Here is an 18,449-nt window from a genome sequence, read left to right on the forward strand (position 1 = left end):
AGCTTTAATGCATTAATGAAAGTTCTATTATTTTGTTTAACAGATCACTAAAACTCATTCCCAGTGCATTTGCCGACTTAGGTACCAGGGATGTAGACGTCATTCCGGGTAAAGTATTAACTTCCAAACAATAAACATTGCCATTTTCATCCATGATGAAATCAACTCTTGAATAGACAGAGCATCCACAAACTTTATGCGCCAGCATTGCATACTTTTTGGTCATTTCCTCAGTTTCTTTTGAAAGCTCAGCAGGGCATATATATTCTGTCATTCCCTTAGTATACTTATGCTCGTAATCATAAAAACCATCCTTTGGTCTTATTTCGATTACCGGGTATGCCTCCTTGCCCATTATAGTTACTGTCAGCTCGCGTCCCTTAATGTACTGCTCGATTATCGCTCTATCGGAATATTTAAATGCCGTCTCAAGCGCGTTTGGAAGCTCAACATCTTCAACATCCGGTTGTACTATCGTCAGTCCAACAGTTGATCCTTCATCGATAGGTTTAACGACGTTTGGAAATCCGATCTTACTTGAAATCAACTTGTTTACCTCTTCATGATCAATATGAGAACTCTTTTCTATCACCATCCACTCCGGTGTGGGGATGCCGTAATAACGGAAGAGTATCTTGGAGAGATTCTTGTCTAGTGCGATTCCCGATGGTAAGATACCCGAGCCGGTATATTTCAATCCGCGCATCTCGAGAAGGGTCTGTATCCTTCCGTCTTCACCAAGTTTTCCATGCAAACCGAGAAAAACTATGTCCGTATTATCAAAGAGCTTTGAATTAATGCACGTAATAATATTTCTGTCGGCAGTTCTTTTTAGTTCATTTAGTGCTTCTGCTGTAGGGTAGTCACGTTTCACAGTATTCTCGAAAATCTTTTCTTCACTAACTTCTTTATCGCCATAAATTGGGTCAACTACTCTAACATTATGACCGGCTTCTCTAAGCCCTGCAGCAATACTTTTTCCAGATGTTAGGGAAACCTCACGCTCAGATGACAGCCCCCCTGTCAATAAAACTATGTTCAAATTAGTAAATTTTCATAATATATGTATTATTTTTGTTCAATTAAATGATGAAAAAGAACGATTTAACCCAATTTTATAGTAAACTGGTTTAAATAATACCTTTAAAATTCAACCGGATATAGCTATTTTATATTATACACTCATCCAATGAATTTCGCTAAAGAAAATATTAAAGCTGACCTGCATATGCATACCAGCTTCTCAGACGGAAAATTATCTCCAAAGGAGCTGATTAATCAGGCATTAAAGGTTGGTTTATCTATTATTAGCATTACGGACCATGACAATGTTAATGGGCTCGATGAAGCAATTGAATATGGTGAAAGAGTAGGAATCAAAGTAATTCCCGGAGTAGAGCTCAGTACGGGATTGATGGACAAGGAAGTTCATATTCTCGGTTATTTCATAGATCATAAAAGTGAGAACCTTCTAAAGTTTCTTACTTCTTTGAGGTATGCCAGAATCACACGCCTGCAACATATGATATCGAAGCTTAATGACATGGGAAGCAAGATCACCATCGATAGCATCACTGCTGACCTTTCGGAAGATATTTCTGTCGGCAGGCCTCATGTTGCAAAGGCTCTTGTCAAAGAAGGTTTTGTAAAAACACGAGCGGAGGCTTTTATGAAGTACATTGGTGACGGTAAACCTGCCTTTGTCAAAAAGCCCGTACCGAATGCCAAGGAAGCCATACAACTCATTTCGTCTATAGGCGGACTTTCGTTTGTGGCACATCCCGGGAAAATGGTAAGAGGTGAAATGCTCGATGAACTTCTTAAATATGGATTGGATGGAGTTGAAGTTATTCATCCTTCACATGGTCGTGAAGATATAGAATATTTTTCTTCTATTGCATCAGATAATTTCCTTCTTGTTAGCGGAGGTTCCGATTTTCACGGTATCTACGATAGGGAATATGGAAACATGGGGAACTACGTCATTCCCTCCTATAATATTGTTAATATGAGGAGACGCCTCTTTTGATCAGTTCCTGCCGAATAGGGATCGTCGTTAGCAAATTCAATACACCAATAACAGAAAAACTTTTAAAGGGAGCTTTACAGGCACTTTCTGAGAAAGGTGTCCCCGAGTCAAATATTGACGTCATACACGTCCCCGGTGCGTATGAAATTTCCATCACTTTAAAAAAACTTTGTAACAGCGAGAAGAATTATGATGGTCTAATTGCTCTGGGATGTTTAATAAAGGGTGAAACTGCTCATTTCGAGTATATTTGTAATTCAGTTTCTACCTTAATCAATTCTATAGCGTGTGAGTTCGAGATACCAATTGGGTTTGGTGTGCTGACTTGCTATACTGCTGAACAGGCGTATGAAAGGAGTCTGGACGACCCGATCAATGCTGAAAGAAATAAAGGTTATGAAAGCACGCAGGCTGTGCTTGAAATGGTAGAAACTCTAAACAAGATTTAACTTCCCTCATTTTTCCTTGCCGCCTTTTTAATTACATCCAGTAGTTTATCATGGATCAAGCCGTTTGTTGCAAGTATCTCTCCTTTGTATATAGATAGCTCATTTCCCGTAAAATCTGTAACATTTGCTCCAGCTTCCTTTGCGATAATGTAGCCGGCGGCGACATCCCAGGGATTCAGATTGTATTCCCAGAAACCGTCGAACCTGCCACAAGCTACCCAGCACAGGTCGAGTGCCGCGGATCCAAGCCTTCTCACAGGTATGTCCATCATTACTACATCACCGAATACTCCAAGAGGGTTATGAGGGTTTCGGCTTGTGTCATATGGGAAACCTGTAACAAAGAGACATAACTCCATGACATCAGTCTTTGAAACGGAGATCCTTTTATCGTTCAAAAATGCTCCGCCTCCTTTTTCTCCGAAATAAAACTCTCCCATTAAAGGATTATAAACTGCGCCCATTATGACTTCACCATCTTTCTCAATCCCAATTGAGACACAGCAAATAGGCAGGGAGTGTGCGAAGTTAGTTGTTCCGTCTATGGGGTCGATTATCCATCTAACGCCGGCACTTTCGTCTATTTCACCGATCTCTTCAGCAACTATACCATGATCTGGAAAGTCTGCTTTAATTATTTCTATTACTTTTGCTTCAACCTTCTTGTCGATTTCGGTTACGATGTTAGCAGTGACGTTTCCTTTACTTTCGATGTCAAATTCACCGGCGAAATTCTCTTTAATTATTCTGCCGGCTTCCCGTGTGGCTTTAATTAATGTTTCTTTCAATTGAGTTTATTCTAATTCAAAAGTTAGACCGTCATAACCCAGAAAAATATTTGGAGGTAATGAAGCGCTTATCTCATCGTGAAATATATCATGTGTGATGTGTGTGAAGTAGGTTTTCTTTGCTTTGTATTTTAGGGCGAGTTCCGTTGCCTGCTCCAAATTAAAATGCGTCGGATGAGGTCTTATACGTAACGCATTCAATATAAGAACGTCAAGACCTTCCAGCTTATGTTCTTCTTCCTCGGGGATATAACTTGCGTCCGTTATATAGGCAAAATTATGAATTCTGTATCCGAATATCGGGAGCCTTCCATGAATTACTTCGATAGGTAGTATCTCGGTATTGACAATTTTAAACGGCTTATTTTCTATTCTGTGAATATTTACTAGTGGAACAGCCTTATGGTTAATCAAATATTCATCAAAAACATATCGGAATGTAATGGAAATCTCATCCATTGTGAGATCGTTTCCGTAAAGGTTTATAAATTTATCCAAACGTTGATTGATCTGCCTTAGATCATCCATTCCTGCTATGTGATCTATATGATGATGTGTGTAAAGAACTGCATCTACATCATCGAGCTTATTTAGCAACATCTGCTGTCGAAAGTCGGCTGAAGTATCTATTAAAAGTTTTTGCCCGTCGATATCTATATATGCTGATGTTCTTAATCTTCTGTCTTTGGGATTTGGGGATGTACATGTTCGGCATCCGCAACCTATTACCGGGACACCTTGTGAAGTGCCAGTGCCAAGAATTGTTACTTTCATATATTACTCATCATTAACCAGTGCATTTTCTACTAATTCTCTTAGATTAGGCTTCATAAATACCTTATCTATTCCCATTGAAGCAAGATTTCTAGCGAGGATATTGATTATTTTATCCTGCTCAAGATCTTTATTAATAAGAAATAATCTGTCTTCCCTCAGAAGACAAAATCCGCCTTTGAATCTTCCTTTCTCAACCCTAACGGTAAATTCCAACTTATTGAATATTTCTATAAGTTCGTTTATCGTTTCTTCTTTTTGTGGATCGGGTTGTTTTTTCGGAGCTTTTTTTATTACATGTTTTGCCAACTTACATATCCTCACTTTCCTTTATCATTAGGTCGTCCTCTTCGTGGTATGTATATGTGTAGGAATGCTCAATTGCTCTGCGTTTTTCTTCTTCGAGCTGTTCGTGAGTTTTCTTAAGAGGCTGTATAACCGCTATTGCTATTATCGTGTAGTAACTTAACAACGCAACCCAGGGCGCACCTTTTAAAAATCCGATCCTTTCGCCAAACAACTCGAGGAGCTCGTCATGGTTCGGAGGATTAGAATGATAGAGAAGAACAAATTTAAGATCTATATATGACATGTAAAATTCTATCGGTGCGAAAACAAAAAACAAAATACAGCACATCAGGAACCATGGATTTTCTTTAATGTTTATCTTAGACTTTATTGTAAACATCAATGCGCTGAAAAAGGTAACCACATAAGCGATCATTACCACTATGTTAGAGTTAGAAACCATTTTAAATATCACATTTTCCTCGTCTGGCGGTATACTGACCCTAAAGTTAAACTCATCGTATATTAGCAGTTCGTTGCCTATAATAAAGCGAACATTTACCGCTCCGAGCCAGAAAATTGCTCCGATAATTAATAAAACAAGCCAGAATTTGGACTTCCTATCTAACATTTACTTCATTTATAACTATTAAATTATTTATTTATCTTACTAAAATCAATTTAGTTAGTTTTTGCTAAAATTTACGATTTATTCAGTTACCGATTTAATACATTTTCAAAATTTTGTAATTTGGCTAAGTTAATACTTTATATGAATAATTATAAATAAGTTAATGAACGAAGAAAAGATCATTGAAGTAATTGCCAGGTTTAGGGATCCGGTGTTAAAAAAAGATTTTGCGTCACTCAGGTTTATCAAAGGTATTTCTCTAAAAGGAAACTCACTCTCGGTAATTTTAGGAACTTCGGACTTAACGGATTCCTCAATTGATAAATTAAGGAATGAAATTTCGGAGATGCTGAAGATAGAATTTCCAAACCTTGAAGAAGTAAATATTGATTTTGAACCTGCCGTGCTTGAGCACAAGAATCCGAAGAAATCTTCCATAATACCTAAAGTAAAGAATACGATCGCAGTTGCGTCAGGCAAAGGGGGTGTTGGCAAATCAACTGTTACTGTAAATCTTGCCTGTGCCCTGAGGTCACTTGGATTTAAGGTTGGTATAATTGACGCCGACATATACGGACCATCTATTCCCTTAATGATGAACTTAAAAGGAAAACCATCCGTAACAAAGGTTGACGGGAAAAACAAGCTTGTGCCGATGGAGCAATATGGTGTCGAGGTTATGTCTATCGGGTTTCTAATGGAAGAGGGGACAGCAGTTGTATGGCGCGGTCCGATGGCTTCCAGCGCGCTGAAGCAGTTCATGAGTGATGTAGTATGGGGCGATCTTGATTTTATCCTGTTCGATATGCCTCCCGGGACGGGTGATATACAGCTTACTCTAAGCCAAACACTCCCGCTCACCGGTGCAGTAATTGTTACCACCCCGCAGGAGATATCTCTTGCAGATGCTAGAAAAGGGTATATCATGTTTAGCAAAGTAAACGTTCCAACGCTCGGGATCATCGAAAATATGAGTTATTATCAGAAGGAGAATGGTGACAAGGACTACATTTTTGGACAGGGAGGCGGTGAAAAAATGAGCTCAGAATATAATGTGGATCTTCTCGGGGAGATCCCGATAAATACAAATATTAGAGAGTATGGTGATTCTGGTAAACCGATGGTTATTTCCGATCCGGATTCAAAAGAAGCTCGAATATTTATTGATATTGCTAGAAAGCTAGTAAAAGAAGTGAACATTAAAAACAACATTTCCGAAAAAGTACCTTCACTGGAAATAGAAATTTAAACGGAGTTTACTGTGAAGAATATAATTTTAATAAATATGTTGTTGCTTGTATTACTCTGGGGATGCGGATCGCAAACAGGATCAGATTCCCCCGGTAATGCGATCAACAATTTTGTAAAAGCAGTTAAAGAGAAGAATTCAAATCTTGCCTGGGATAATTTATCTGATGAGTCTCATAAAATGTACGACAAGATCGCCGCAAATACAAATAGAACCGGTAAACAGTATTTCGAGGTGAGTATGGAGGACCCAAACTCACTTGGTGTACTTGCTGACAACTACGAAGTCGTCGAAGAAAAAGTTGATGGAGATAAAGCAACTATAATTATTAAAACCTCTACAGGTCAATCGAATGAGTTATACGCCGTTAAAGAGAACGGAGGATGGAAATTCGATTACTCGCGATCCATACAGGAAAGTATGAAAGAAAAAGGAACACCATAACACACGGAGGGAGGCATTACACTCGAAGAAATAAATAACTCGCTCGAAAAGGTCCGACCTTATCTCCGCGAAGACGGTGGAGATGTTGAGGCTGTAGATATAAAAGATGGTAATATCGTTGAGGTTAGGCTTTTAGGTAATTGTTCGGGCTGTGCATTAAGCCAGATGACGCTGAGAGCCGGAATAGAGAGAGCATTAATGCGTGACTTCCCAGAAATAAAAAGGATTGAAGCTATTAATTGAGATTTTCCATCTTTCCAAGGTCCTTGAAGGAAGCATTTCCCACATCATACCCAACAATCGTCTTTCCACGCTGTATCATTTCCAGGTAAATGTCAAAGACCCCGCAAAATCTCACATCCAGATTTTCACGAAATACATCGCCGGAGATCACATGCATACAGTTGAAAGCATAAACATTTTCAGCAGGGGAGTCTTCCTTTTGTAGCCCGGTCATGTTCATTTGGTCATCGAAAACCAAGCCTCTTCTTGTATTTCTCTTCTGCACAGCTATTGCTGAAAAGGGCTTGATTTCCTCGGCATAATCCATTAACTGTTTTATGTTGAAATTAGTATCTATATCTACGTTTACTACAGCAAAATAATCTTCGCCCGAAAAAAAGTCTTTTGCATGTATTATCCCTCCTCCAGTGCCAAGTATTTCGCCATCTTCCAGAGAGAGCTTAATATCAACACCGAAATCATTATTACTTATGTATTCGATCATTTTTTCCGGGTGGTGATGTACGTTTACTATTATTTCCTTAATGCCTGCCTCTTTGAGGCGGTCTATCTGGTATGCTATCATGGGATGCCCTCGGTACTCTATTAGGGCTTTTGGAAGTGTATCCGTGAGAGGCTTCAGTCTGGTGCCAAAGCCTGCCGCTAATATCATTCCCTTCATTTTAGGAAAGCGTATTAATAATTCCCTCCGGTCTCGACGATGATCTCACCGCTCTTTGTCTTGCACTCTATCACATTCCCACCGCCATTAAATATATCATTTTCAGTATGTCCATTCTTGACATTCTTTGTGTCATATTGTATCGTTGCCTGTGTATCATCAGAAAGGATTATTGTTATATCACCGCTGGTTGTATTGATAGAAGCGCCGGGGGTTGAAGTTCCCGTTATATATGTTACGTTACCGCTTGTTGAACTTATCTTTGCATAATCTGTTATATACTTAAGCGAAATATCCCCACTTGCTGTTTTAATGTCTGAAGCCCCAACTAGATTCCCCGACGAAATATCCCCGCTGGCGCTATTGAACTTAACGTCGCCAACAACATTTTCGATTATCAGGTCACCGCTTGCCGAAGATATATTTATCGAGCCGATCACATTTACAAGTTCGCCGTCTCCACTGGCTGTTTTTACTTTTACCGATCCGGAAAGGTTGTTAATCTCATAATCGCTCGATGAAGAGTTGATATTGATATTATAGTCTGAGGGTAAGGTTATTTCATATTTCAATTGTATATTCTGATTCCTTGCAGAATGGTATTTTGAGGATTCCTTAATGTTTATACCACCGTTACCGTCAACAAGCTTGATCTCGATATTTTCAGTAGCATTCTGGTTTGCGTAAACCATTATCCTTGCCTCATCTTTATCCCATGTATTTATTATAAGGTCCCCAGATGTTCCATTGTAATCCAGCTTGAGACCTGATGACGTATTAAAGGTCCTGTCCATTTGCAGTGTAGGTTCGTCCTGAGCTTTTACGCTTGTTAAAGGTATAAGACAAATTAAAATTAGAATAATTTTTTGCATGCTTACTCCGATTATATGGTGATTTATTAGTGAGGAAAAAAAGTTCTCTATTCCATTTATAAGCCGGATTCTGTGCCCGATTGCTCGGGTTGCAATCATTTATCTTATCTTTTACATTACTGCAAAGATTATTGCAACCTACCCCGGGAGATGAGAAGTAAGCAGTGCTTCAGCTCCCTATACTTGGTCTTGCTCCGAACGAGGTTTGTCGATCTTACGGATTGCTCCGTAAATGGTAGGCTCTTACCCTGCCGTTTCACCTTTATCCTTTGTTATGGAAAGTATTCTTCTCTGTGACACTTTCTGCATAATAGGCTTTCGCCTATAATACCCGGGATTTTATCCCGGCGTCCCTGCTCTTATGGAGTCCGGACTTTCCTCACTTTTCCCTTGCGAGAAAACGCGCGATTGCCCAATGGAATAGAGATAAACTTTTAAAGAACTATTTTTTTGGTTTTAAAACTTCATTCAATGCTTCGTTAGCCAATTTGTCAGCATCCTTATTATCTTCTCTGCTTACATGAAATATCTCGAATGGCTTTCCTAATATTCGAATTTCTTCCTTAAATTTCAAAGATAAATCTCTTAACCTTTCATTTCTTATGATGTATTTGCCGGTCAATTGGTTTACCATCAGTTCACTATCAGAATAAAACTCTATTTTATCAAATTTAGTTTTCATATCCTCTAAAATACCCGCACTTTTTACTAATGCATAATATTCCGCATAATTATTGGTGTTTTTCCCAATATATTCTTTATGTGAAAGGATTAGCTCATTATTGCTGTCAAATACTGCAATACCTATAGCGGAATCACCGGGATTTCCTCTTGAAGCACCATCTGTGTGGACCTTTATGATCCTGTCTAAACTCACTCAGAATCTGTATTGACAAGGCTTTCGTCTATCAGGATACGCCCGCATGACTGGCATGTAAAGATTTTCTGAGCAGATCGAATTTCGATGACCCTTTGTGGAGGGATTGAATTGAAACAGCCGCTGCAATTTTCTTTCCTCACAACAGCAATAGCTTCACCTTTGAATGAGCTGTTAATCCTGTTATAAAGATTCTTCTTATCATCATCAAGCTGTTTTAGTAGTTCATTTCTTTTTTTGTTTAACTCTTTCTCCTCATCTTCATATTGCTGATTCAATTCGTCCAGTTTGGATTGATTTTCCTCGAGCTCTTTTGATTCCTCTTCAAACTTTTTCTTATAATCATCTACTTTTGCAGAAAGTTCTTCAATTTCGGAAATGATTTCCTTTATCCTTTTCTCGTTCTTTTCAACTATCGCAAAGTTTGAATCTATGGACTTAACTATGTCATCATATTCTTTATTCGACTTTACGCTGTATTTTTGCTCGTCATATTTACTGATTATCTCTTCACACTTCTTATTTTCCTTTGAAAGAGCCTGCTCTTCCTTGTCTAGTTTCGCAACCAGCTTCTCATGCTCATCAATATGGGCTTTGTAGTTTTTAACATTATCTTCCAATCTTTTTATCTGATGCGGGAGATCACCCTTTTCCTCTTCTATCTCGGCAAGTTCCGAATCAACTTGCGCTAGCTCATAAAAAACAACTAGCTTATCCTGGATCTGCTGGATTGGTTGAATATGCTCCTGCATTGAGTATTCTATGACCCTGGTCTCAACATCCTTGGAAGACGGGTCATTTACCAATTCTTCGTTTTGATTATCCTGCATAATTATAATATTATTAAATTAACTTTATTGTTCACAAATAATACTGCCTCTGCTTTTTTTAACCTGCTTTTCTCAATATTAATTTCATCGGCATCTTTTTCAAGTATTGCTATTTTCTTTAACTTCGTCTTAGAATTCAATTTATCCGGAACTATCTTCTTATTAAGCTTACTTAGCAGGTCAGCTGAATTGACCGGTTTCTTTAAAGTTACTACTGCTCCATCACTAGCGTTTTCTCTTTTTGTAAAGTCAAGGATCTCATATGCAACTTCTTCATACGGATGAACTTTTAGCATGGCATCTAGGACCTTATTAAGTATCTTATCACTACATTCGATTTCCAGCCTGATTTCTCTTTCCCTGGAAAGTTCTCCTTTACTGCCTTTGTGAGGTATTGATTTTATTCCGGGCTTGTATGTACCTGTTCCTTCAATTCTAAATGAGCACATTTCATATTCGCCAATATTTCCTCCGCCGGCTTTATGCATTGCTCGAGCTATTCTATCGGTAAACTCCGGTGGAGTATAAACGATCATCTTCTTTCGTGAGGAGAAGAGATAATCTAATGGCTCGATTGAAGAAATTTCGGAGCTTTTAAAGAACTTGTTGATTAACTTTCTTTCCGATATTAGTATTTTGATCTTGTTCACTTATTTGGCGGCTTGATCATCTTTGCTAAAACTGCATAGAAAAAAAAAGTGTATCTTTAGGATACACTTTTACAATTTTTGTATTTAGTAAGTATTAGTTTTTCTCTTTGCTGCTTTAGTCGGATACTCATCGTAGCTTAAAATTAGAAAGGATACCTTGAAAAATCAAGGCATTATAGATGAGGCTTGATCCTGTTCAAAACCTTTTGGATAGGTTTAATATATTGCATTATGTAGAAATGTATAGCCGGAACACCATTATTAAGCAGATCCTCACACTGTTTTATTGACCATTCTATACCAATATCCGAAATATGCTCGGTTTTAGCTTTATCGATCTCTTCAGCTAGTTCATCAGGTATCTCTACGAAAAAATTCTTTGGGATATTATTTAAATGTTTTTTAGAAGAGAGAACTTTTAGCCCGGGAATGATCGGGACGTTTATCCCGGCTTTTCGGCAGTCGTCCACGAACTTATAGTAATATTTATTGTCAAAAAACATCTGTGTTACTATATAATCCGCGCCAGCATCGACTTTCTTTTTCAAATAAGCCAGGTCTGATTTCAGATTAGGTGACTCAAAATGTTTCTCCGGATATCCTCCAACACCAATACAGAAATCGGTTGGTGTTGCGTCGAGAAGATCTTCATCGAGATATTTACCATTATTCATGTCAACTATCTGTCCTACGAGATCATGTGCATAGCAATTTACGGTTTTATCTTTTGGAACCGGCTTTGAGTTTCCTTTGTCATCTCCTCTGACTGCGAGCACGTTTTCAATACCGAGATAATTTAATTCAATAAGCGCATCTTCTGTCTCTTCACGTGTAAATCCCAAGCAGAGGATATGCGGTACTGTATCTATATTATATTTATTCTTTATGGCAACACTGATCCCGATCGTACCGGGTTTTTTCCTTTTTGTTTTCTTTCTAATACCGTCTTTTGTCTCTTCGTAATATATTTCGGCAGCATGTGACGTCACGTCGATGAAAGGAGGATTAAACGCGATTAAACCATCTATAATCTCAAAAAGAAGACGGATGTCTCCTCCTCGAGGCAGAGGCACAATTTCATAACTTATGAGAGGGCTCTTAGCCCTCTCTAAATGCTCAATTACTTTCAATCTGTATTAGGAATTACTTTAGAATAAAAGGATGAATATTTATACCGCCGGTAGCAAGAGTTTTTGATTCACCGGTATATATATTTATTATACCTATCGAATATCTATCATCATCACCTGCATCATAAACAATATTCTCATTATCTATCCACTGGAATGTACCAATATTGCCCAATGAAACCGGGACTTTAGTTGTATTGCTTCCGTCATCTTTCATTACGTGAAGATTTACATTCGTTCCATCGATAACTACGAATGCTATGGTGTTTCCGTCCGGTGAAAATTTCGGCTGGTTACAGCTGGGTAAGCCCTTTGTAAGTTCTTTCTCGACACCGTTCTTATTTATGTAAATAGTGCCTCTGAGTGCCTGGTCAAATCCCGCATAAACGAACTTACTACCGTCGCTTGTCATATCCGGTTCCAGATTTGAGTCTTCGTTATCACTAATCTGTTTCAAATAATTATCGGTCGTATCGTCCAGGTCTGCAAGGTAGATTTGCTTTGTTCCATCCAAAAATCCTGAAAACAATATTTTCTCACCGTCGGGTGAAAGCTCCTGCTGATTGCAATATCCGTCCATTGCAAGGAGGTCCGCATCCGGCGCGTCCGGCGCCATTATGTAGATTGAACTAATGAACTCGTGATCGGAGTTGAAAATTATTTCATCACCGTCAACGGTAAAGCTTGGATTGCTTCCGCCGAAAACAAAATACGGTTCGCTTGGAACATTTATATCCTCAATATAAAAGATTCTGTAATCGTCGGTTTGGAAAACTAGTTTTTTCCCATCAGGTGAAAGCTCAGGATGTAAGCAGTTCGTTGTCATGTTTGTTAACTGTTTTTTGTTACTGCCGTCACCGTCCATTATGAATACTTGAAGTAATCCGGTTGGATTTTGTGTTGAAACGTAAACTATTTTATCAATATTATAGGAAAAGGAATTTGAAGCTAGAAATAAAACAAATAATAAGCTGCAAAGAATCTTTTTCATTTTTTCTCCTGAATTATTAAAATTTCCATTAAAATGTAGAAAATTTTTTAATAAGTAAATATATTTTATATTCTACTTTAAATAAAGTCCATAACTGTGTTACTGGAAAATAAGTTAAGAATGAAAAATGAATACTCCTTTAAAAACTGCTCATTTTTTAAGCTATCTAAAATATTCATATATAATAAATAAATTATTAAAATTGTTTAAATTCCTTATCTTATTAACGTAGTATGTAATAACTAAACCAAGCAGGAAAATGAAAAAGTTTCTCCCAATTCTATCTTTATTTCTAATTATTCCTTTATTTGCTAATGCCCAGCTTTATCAGGGTCCCGCTTCAGGTAGTGTCCCCAGTGGGGTGGTTGTAAATACAGGGCAATTTCTTGATTCCTATGATAATAACGAACTCCCTCTTTCGGTTAGAAGGGAGCTCAGGAATGAGGAAGAATTTGAACTCTATCCGAATTATATGAATCCCGACCCGGAAACAAAACCACAAGGACCTGAACAGATGGTTATAAATAGGGGCGGCACTCCACCGGTAGTTCTTGAAAGTTATCAAGGTTCTCTGGATCCCGGCAACTTTATTCCTCCGGATTTTGATGTTGCAGTTGGCCCAAACCATATTATTACTATCGACAACGGTCGCTTTAAAATTTGGGATAAAGCCGGTCATCTTTTAAAAAGTATATCATCCGATCAATGGTTTGCATCGGTTTTCCCCGGTGTTAGCACATTCGATCCTAAAATAAAATATGATCATTTTAATAACAGGTGGATATTGGTATTGTTACATCAAACAGATTCACCGCCGGTTGGAAGGTTTTTGATCTCTGTATCAGATGATTCAGACCCGCTTGGAACATGGTATAACTGGGCTACACCTTCCGATGTTTACGGAAGCACCAGCAACGGAAGCTGGGGTGACTACCAGGGTGTGGGTTTCGATGCAAATGCCATATACCTTACTTCGAATAACTTCTTTTTTGGAAGCAGTTTCCAGGGATGCCGTATCAGAATATATGACAAAGCCCAGCTTTACGCAAATAATGCAGGTACGCTTGGCTGGACCGATCTCTGGAATGTTACAATTCCTCCGGGTGGAGGTACCTCTGCGTTTGGTATCAGACCTGCGATCGTATATGGCAATCCGTCTGAGTTTTATTTTATCTGTCAGTCGGCATTTACAACGGGTACTGCGGTATACTTATACAAGTTGAGCAATCCTTTGACCACTCCGACTATGACGGCAGTCAGCGTTCCGGTATCGACTTATTTTTCACCGCCAAATGCTAACCAGCTGGGAGGAGGTACACCTTTCATTGACGGAGGAGGTTTCAATTTCCGGCATGAACCTACATATAGAAACGGATTTTTATGGGCGGTTCACTCGGTTTCTGACGGTTCCGGATTTTCATCTGTCAGATATGTAAAAATTGATGTTTCATCCAATACTGCTATGGAGGATTATAGATTCGGTGACTCACAACATTATCATGTTTATCCCGCCATGGGAGTGGATCAGGATATGAATCTATTGTTTACATTCTCTCGGTCGGCAAATGATGAGTATATGGGAGCTTATTATTCATCTCGATTAAATTCCGATCCCCCAAATACTGTTGACCCGACAAGGACATTGCAATCAGGAAAGGCTAACTACATAAAGACCTTTGGTGATACCAGGAACAGGTGGGGAGACTACAACGGAGCTTTTGTTGATCCTTCGGATCAAAATAATTTCTGGGTACTTACGGAGTATGCTGAAACTCCTGTTAATACGTGGGCCGGCTGGGTAGGTAATATAAGACTTGTTCCTTTCTCAGGTCCGCGGATATTTACTTCTACCGACTCAGTTTACTTAGGTGTACATCAGGCTGGCACGGTCAGTGATACATTCAGTATTACGATGTATAATTACGGTGACGCAAATTTATCGATTAGCAATATACAGAGTTCCAGCTCCGAATTTCAGATAACTCAAGCCGGGTCTTTCCCGATAGGGCTAGCATACCAGGATTCTTCTGTCGTAAAAGTTGTATTTAAACCATCTTCAGCCGGCGATAAGGTTGCCGACCTTACGATTACCAGCAATAATGGCACGGGATCTACCAAGATTGTCAAGCTTGCTGGAAAAGGATTTACTATTGCGCCTGTTCAGCCTCAAACTTTATATGGAGCAACAGGTACGCAAAACAACGGACAACTGGTGACACTTAACAGCGGATCCGGCACGGCAACACCTGTCGGTCAGACAGGGTTTGCACAATTGACTGGTTTAACAATACAGCCTTCTACTAATCAGTTATTCGGAATGATTTCCGGATCACCAACATCCCAGCTTGTAAGAGTAAATGCATCTGCCGGTGATGCGTACCTATTTGCGGATGTCCCTGTTGCCAATATAAGAGGTATAACTTTTGATCTTAATGATGACTTTTACCTTGTCAATTCGGCAGGTAGGCTTTATAAATATAATCTTTCGAGTGGTGATACAACCCCGGTCGGCAATACGGGTGTAAGTAACTTATACGGGCTAACTATCAATCCGCTTAATGGACAGATGTGGGGTGTTACTCTTACCGGAACTCTTTATAAAATAAATAAATCTGACGCTTCCGCAACTTCGGTTGGTCCGGTAAGTGCGGGAATTATAGCGGATATTTGTTTTGATAAGGTAGGAAAGCTGTATGGGTTATCCGGACTTGGAACTCAAAACAGTAGTCTGATTTCGATTGATACGACAAATGGAGCGGGATCAACAATTGGCGCTACCGGTTTACAGGGTATTAACGGATTAGCTATTTCACCGGAAGTAGTAGGTATCGAACCTATCTCATCTGTAATCCCTGACAAATACGAGCTTTATCAAAACTATCCTAATCCTTTCAATCCAAATACGAATATAAAATTCGATCTCCCAAAAGGATCTAACGTAAAGCTTACAATTTATAATTCTCTCGGGCAGAAAGTAGCTGAACTTTTCAACGGCGAGCTTTCAGCAGGCACTTACCGTTATTCATGGGGTGCAGGCAATTTTGCATCGGGAATTTATTTCTATCGTCTGGAGACCGATGAATTTGTGCAGACTAAAAAACTTGTGCTACTAAAATAATGTTGGTTTAAATTCATATTGAAAAGGACTGATTTTTATCAGTCCTTTTTTATTTTAGTGAAAGTATTTTAAAGTAATGGATCTCAAAGATAGAAATATCGAAAAGGAAATCGAATACAAGACTTCACGTAGTGGCGGTAAGGGAGGTCAGAATGTTAACAAAGTTGAAACAAAAGTTGAAGCGGTAATAAATATACCGTTTTCTGAAGCCTTAACCGATGATGAGAAAATCATTTTAACCACAAAACTATCCACTAAGATAGATTCAGAAGGCAATTTGCGGACTGTGTCGCAGGTTCACCGGTCACAGTTGAAAAACAAAAAAGAAGCTTCAGACAAGTTAATTCTTATGCTTGAAAAAGCTCTCGTCAAAAAGAAGAAACGAAAACCAACGAAACCTTCTAAAGAATCTAAAGAGAAAAGGTTAAAAGAAAAAAAGGTACGAAGCGAGAAGAAACGTCAGCGCGGGTTTTCTCCCGAAGATTAATATGAGTTATACTTATCCTGAAATATTTCAAAAATTCCCCGAAATTAAATTCGGTTTCAGTACCATCGAGGGAGGGGTCTCTTCTCCATATGGAATGAATCTTAGTCTCGCTACAAACGATGAAAAAGAGAATGTTTTAAAGAATAGGGAGGTTTTTTTTGGTGGGCTGGGAATTCCTCTCGAAAATGTAAATTTTCAAAGGCAGGTTCACTCTGACATTTCAAAGGACATTATATGTGGTGGCTTTGCCGGAGAATGTGATGCAACCTTCACAAATAAAAAGGATGTCTTTCTAACGGTAAGTGTTGCTGATTGCCTTCCTGTCTTTCTTTATGATCCTGTAAAGAGGATAATCTCTGCGATCCATGCAGGATGGCGGGGCACCGCTAATAAAATAACCGAAAAGACAATTCAGCAATTGATCACACTATATGGAATAGATCCCGGTAATCTGGTTACTTATCTGGGTCCTTGTATTTCGCAGGAATATTTCGAAGTAGGGGAGGAAGTTGGTGAATTATTTTCGGAAGATGTAAAATATAAGAAGGGCGACAAATATCATATCGATCTCAAAAAAGAAAATACTTCTCAGCTTATTAGATTGGGCGTTATGAAAGAAAACATAGAGATCTCACCTCACTGTACTTACGGGGAGAAAGATACTTTCCATTCATACCGCAGGGACAGGGAAATGTCGGGAAGGATGTTTGGCGTTATTGGAATGATTTCTTAATCGTGATGTCTCAAAACAAAGAATGTATAGACTGCTGTTATTGCCATAAATATACCCCCGAATACAAACGGGGCTTTGTAGCCGAAATGCTGATACGAGAATCCTCCCCACGCCGGACCGCAAAATCTTGCAAATGAACTCAAAGATTGGTTTACTCCCAATGTCGTTCCCATTTCTTCGCGGTTAGCTTTTTGCGATATGAGGCTTAACGACACAGTGTTACCGATACTATTACCCAGTGCAAGTATAATAAGCACTACTACTATCCCAAATATACCGTGGAAGAATGGTATCAACCCAAGCCCAAAAACACTTAGTGATAACCCTATTATAAGCGACTTACCGTCGCCAAAAATATTTTTGATGTGTTTGATCAGAAACACCTGTACTATAGCGCCCACTATCCCCAGCAGGCTGAATAAATATCCTATCTGTTCCTCGTTAAGGCCCAGTCCGTCTTTTCTTTCGGCAAAAAGCTGGAAAGAACCAAACATATTTGAAAATGCAAATACAAAGACAAAAGAGATAATTATTAGTTTGCCCAGGTCTCCGTGAGTCAGGGTCTTCTTAAAGAGTTTAAGATCAACAGATCTAATTTTCTTATTAAGCTTCCTGTATTTTTCCTGCATTTCGACAGGATGAGACTCTTTGAAAATAGTGAGACACAATATCAGCGCGATGAATGAGAGAAAAGCCGCGACGAAGATAGGTACACCGTGTCCGAACTTATTGGAAAGTAACCCTCCTAGAGCAGGACCGAATACAAATCCCAATGCAAACGCCGCTCCTATCAATCCCATTCCACGGGTTCTTTCTTCCGGTGTGGTAACATCGGATATTACTGCCTGTGCGGCTGATATATTTGCCGAAAATATCCCCGCAAAAGCCCTCGAAACTATCAATAGCACTACGGATAATAATGCCCCTGAAAATACAAAACCCAGCATTGTGTATGATATAACACTCCCGATAAGACTCATTATAAGTATGGGCTTGCGTCCGTATTTATCAGACAATCCTCCCCATACCGGCGTGAAGAAGAATTGCATTAAAGAATAAATCCCGGCAACCAGTCCGATAGTAGATTCATCGATATGCAAAACATTCACCGAAAATGTGGGAAGTAACGGAATGATGATCCCGAAGCCCAGCAGGTCAATAAAGATTATCAGGAATATTACCAGTAATGCGGGATTTTTTCTCAC

The 18,449-nt window shown here is 38.9% G+C and carries 21 protein-coding genes and 1 other RNA gene; 8 read left to right on the forward strand and 14 right to left on the reverse strand.

Annotated features, from left to right (window positions below; all coding sequences use genetic code 11):
• Positions 1 to 4: 4 nt before the first annotated feature.
• On the reverse strand, positions 5 to 1,042 hold the full coding sequence (locus tag H6614_11595; GenBank protein ID MCB9244311.1) for a D-alanine--D-alanine ligase: 1,038 nt from the start codon (positions 1,040 to 1,042) through the stop codon (positions 5 to 7).
• Positions 1,043 to 1,189: 147 nt separating this feature from the next.
• Between H6614_11595 and H6614_11600 the strand changes: the two genes are divergently transcribed.
• Together H6614_11600 and H6614_11605 are read left to right on the forward strand one after the other, a co-directional pair.
• Positions 1,190 to 2,029 carry a PHP domain-containing protein gene (locus H6614_11600; protein ID MCB9244312.1) on the forward strand — a complete coding sequence of 280 codons (840 nt, stop codon included), beginning with the start codon at positions 1,190 to 1,192 and terminating at the stop codon, positions 2,027 to 2,029.
• Entirely contained in the window at positions 2,026 to 2,478 is a 453-nt protein-coding gene (locus H6614_11605; GenBank protein MCB9244313.1) for a 6,7-dimethyl-8-ribityllumazine synthase, read from the forward strand. The genes H6614_11600 and H6614_11605 overlap by 4 nt, the downstream gene beginning before the upstream one ends.
• On the opposite strand, the gene H6614_11610 is transcribed toward H6614_11605, so the two are convergent.
• The 4 genes from H6614_11610 to H6614_11625 are packed head-to-tail and all read right to left on the reverse strand — an operon-like array spanning position 2,475 to position 4,959.
• A complete protein-coding gene (locus tag H6614_11610) occupies positions 2,475 to 3,266 on the reverse strand; it encodes an inositol monophosphatase (GenBank protein ID MCB9244314.1) in 792 nt (263 codons plus the stop codon). The two genes, H6614_11605 and H6614_11610, sit on opposite strands and share 4 nt — an antisense overlap.
• Before the next feature lie 6 nt (positions 3,267 to 3,272).
• A complete protein-coding gene (locus H6614_11615) occupies positions 3,273 to 4,040 on the reverse strand; it encodes an MBL fold metallo-hydrolase (GenBank protein ID MCB9244315.1) in 768 nt (255 codons plus the stop codon).
• A gap of 3 nt (positions 4,041 to 4,043) precedes the next feature.
• Positions 4,044 to 4,349, reverse strand: coding sequence for a hypothetical protein (locus H6614_11620; protein ID MCB9244316.1), 306 nt, complete (start codon positions 4,347 to 4,349; stop codon positions 4,044 to 4,046).
• A 1-nt stretch (position 4,350) separates the two neighbouring features.
• A complete protein-coding gene (locus tag H6614_11625) occupies positions 4,351 to 4,959 on the reverse strand; it encodes a hypothetical protein (GenBank protein ID MCB9244317.1) in 609 nt (202 codons plus the stop codon).
• Between the two features lie 163 nt (positions 4,960 to 5,122).
• Between H6614_11625 and apbC the strand changes: the two genes are divergently transcribed.
• The 3 genes from apbC to H6614_11640 are packed head-to-tail and all read left to right on the forward strand — an operon-like array spanning position 5,123 to position 6,895.
• Positions 5,123 to 6,208: an iron-sulfur cluster carrier protein ApbC gene (gene apbC, locus H6614_11630; GenBank protein ID MCB9244318.1), complete on the forward strand. Its 1,086-nt coding sequence runs from the start codon at positions 5,123 to 5,125 to the stop codon at positions 6,206 to 6,208.
• A gap of 12 nt (positions 6,209 to 6,220) precedes the next feature.
• Positions 6,221 to 6,652, forward strand: coding sequence for a DUF4878 domain-containing protein (locus H6614_11635; GenBank protein ID MCB9244319.1), 432 nt, complete (start codon positions 6,221 to 6,223; stop codon positions 6,650 to 6,652).
• A 15-nt stretch (positions 6,653 to 6,667) separates the two neighbouring features.
• The gene (locus H6614_11640; GenBank protein ID MCB9244320.1) at positions 6,668 to 6,895 is read left to right on the forward strand and encodes a NifU family protein; all 228 of its coding nucleotides are present in this window, start codon (positions 6,668 to 6,670) and stop codon (positions 6,893 to 6,895) included.
• Here H6614_11640 and H6614_11645 read toward each other — a convergent pair.
• The 8 genes from H6614_11645 to H6614_11680 form a co-directional block, all read right to left on the reverse strand.
• Positions 6,888 to 7,547: an NTP transferase domain-containing protein gene (locus tag H6614_11645; protein MCB9244321.1), complete on the reverse strand. Its 660-nt coding sequence runs from the start codon at positions 7,545 to 7,547 to the stop codon at positions 6,888 to 6,890. The two genes, H6614_11640 and H6614_11645, sit on opposite strands and share 8 nt — an antisense overlap.
• A gap of 23 nt (positions 7,548 to 7,570) precedes the next feature.
• Complete coding sequence (locus tag H6614_11650) at positions 7,571 to 8,428, reverse strand: DUF4097 family beta strand repeat protein (protein ID MCB9244322.1); 858 nt, start codon at positions 8,426 to 8,428, stop codon at positions 7,571 to 7,573.
• A gap of 43 nt (positions 8,429 to 8,471) precedes the next feature.
• Positions 8,472 to 8,852: RNase P RNA component class A (rnpB, locus tag H6614_11655), an RNA gene on the reverse strand.
• 18 nt (positions 8,853 to 8,870) lie between these two features.
• Positions 8,871 to 9,290 carry a ribonuclease HI family protein gene (locus H6614_11660; protein ID MCB9244323.1) on the reverse strand — a complete coding sequence of 140 codons (420 nt, stop codon included), beginning with the start codon at positions 9,288 to 9,290 and terminating at the stop codon, positions 8,871 to 8,873.
• A gap of 11 nt (positions 9,291 to 9,301) precedes the next feature.
• Positions 9,302 to 10,135 (reverse strand): hypothetical protein, encoded by an 834-nt coding sequence (locus tag H6614_11665; GenBank protein MCB9244324.1) that lies wholly within the window; start codon positions 10,133 to 10,135, stop codon positions 9,302 to 9,304.
• 2 nt (positions 10,136 to 10,137) lie between these two features.
• The gene (locus H6614_11670; GenBank protein MCB9244325.1) at positions 10,138 to 10,785 is read right to left on the reverse strand and encodes a hypothetical protein; all 648 of its coding nucleotides are present in this window, start codon (positions 10,783 to 10,785) and stop codon (positions 10,138 to 10,140) included.
• A gap of 173 nt (positions 10,786 to 10,958) precedes the next feature.
• The gene (locus tag H6614_11675; GenBank protein ID MCB9244326.1) at positions 10,959 to 11,915 is read right to left on the reverse strand and encodes a methylenetetrahydrofolate reductase; all 957 of its coding nucleotides are present in this window, start codon (positions 11,913 to 11,915) and stop codon (positions 10,959 to 10,961) included.
• 13 nt (positions 11,916 to 11,928) lie between these two features.
• Positions 11,929 to 12,906, reverse strand: coding sequence for a PD40 domain-containing protein (locus tag H6614_11680; protein ID MCB9244327.1), 978 nt, complete (start codon positions 12,904 to 12,906; stop codon positions 11,929 to 11,931).
• Between the two features lie 2,317 nt (positions 12,907 to 15,223).
• Between H6614_11680 and H6614_11685 the strand changes: the two genes are divergently transcribed.
• The 3 genes from H6614_11685 (at position 15,224) to pgeF (ending at position 17,244) form a co-directional block, all read left to right on the forward strand.
• Positions 15,224 to 16,024 carry a T9SS type A sorting domain-containing protein gene (locus H6614_11685; GenBank protein ID MCB9244328.1) on the forward strand — a complete coding sequence of 267 codons (801 nt, stop codon included), beginning with the start codon at positions 15,224 to 15,226 and terminating at the stop codon, positions 16,022 to 16,024.
• Between the two features lie 76 nt (positions 16,025 to 16,100).
• Complete coding sequence (gene arfB, locus H6614_11690; protein ID MCB9244329.1) at positions 16,101 to 16,511, forward strand: aminoacyl-tRNA hydrolase; 411 nt, start codon at positions 16,101 to 16,103, stop codon at positions 16,509 to 16,511.
• A 1-nt stretch (position 16,512) separates the two neighbouring features.
• Positions 16,513 to 17,244 (forward strand): peptidoglycan editing factor PgeF, encoded by a 732-nt coding sequence (pgeF, locus tag H6614_11695; GenBank protein MCB9244330.1) that lies wholly within the window; start codon positions 16,513 to 16,515, stop codon positions 17,242 to 17,244.
• Here the strand turns inward: pgeF and H6614_11700 are convergent.
• Positions 17,241 to 18,449, reverse strand: a complete 1,209-nt coding sequence (locus tag H6614_11700) for an MFS transporter (protein ID MCB9244331.1) — start codon at positions 18,447 to 18,449, stop codon at positions 17,241 to 17,243. The two genes, pgeF and H6614_11700, sit on opposite strands and share 4 nt — an antisense overlap.

It is taken from the genome of Ignavibacteriales bacterium (genome assembly GCA_020635255.1).
Lineage (GTDB): Bacteria > Bacteroidota > Ignavibacteria > Tepidaquicellales > Tepidaquicellaceae > JAEYVS01.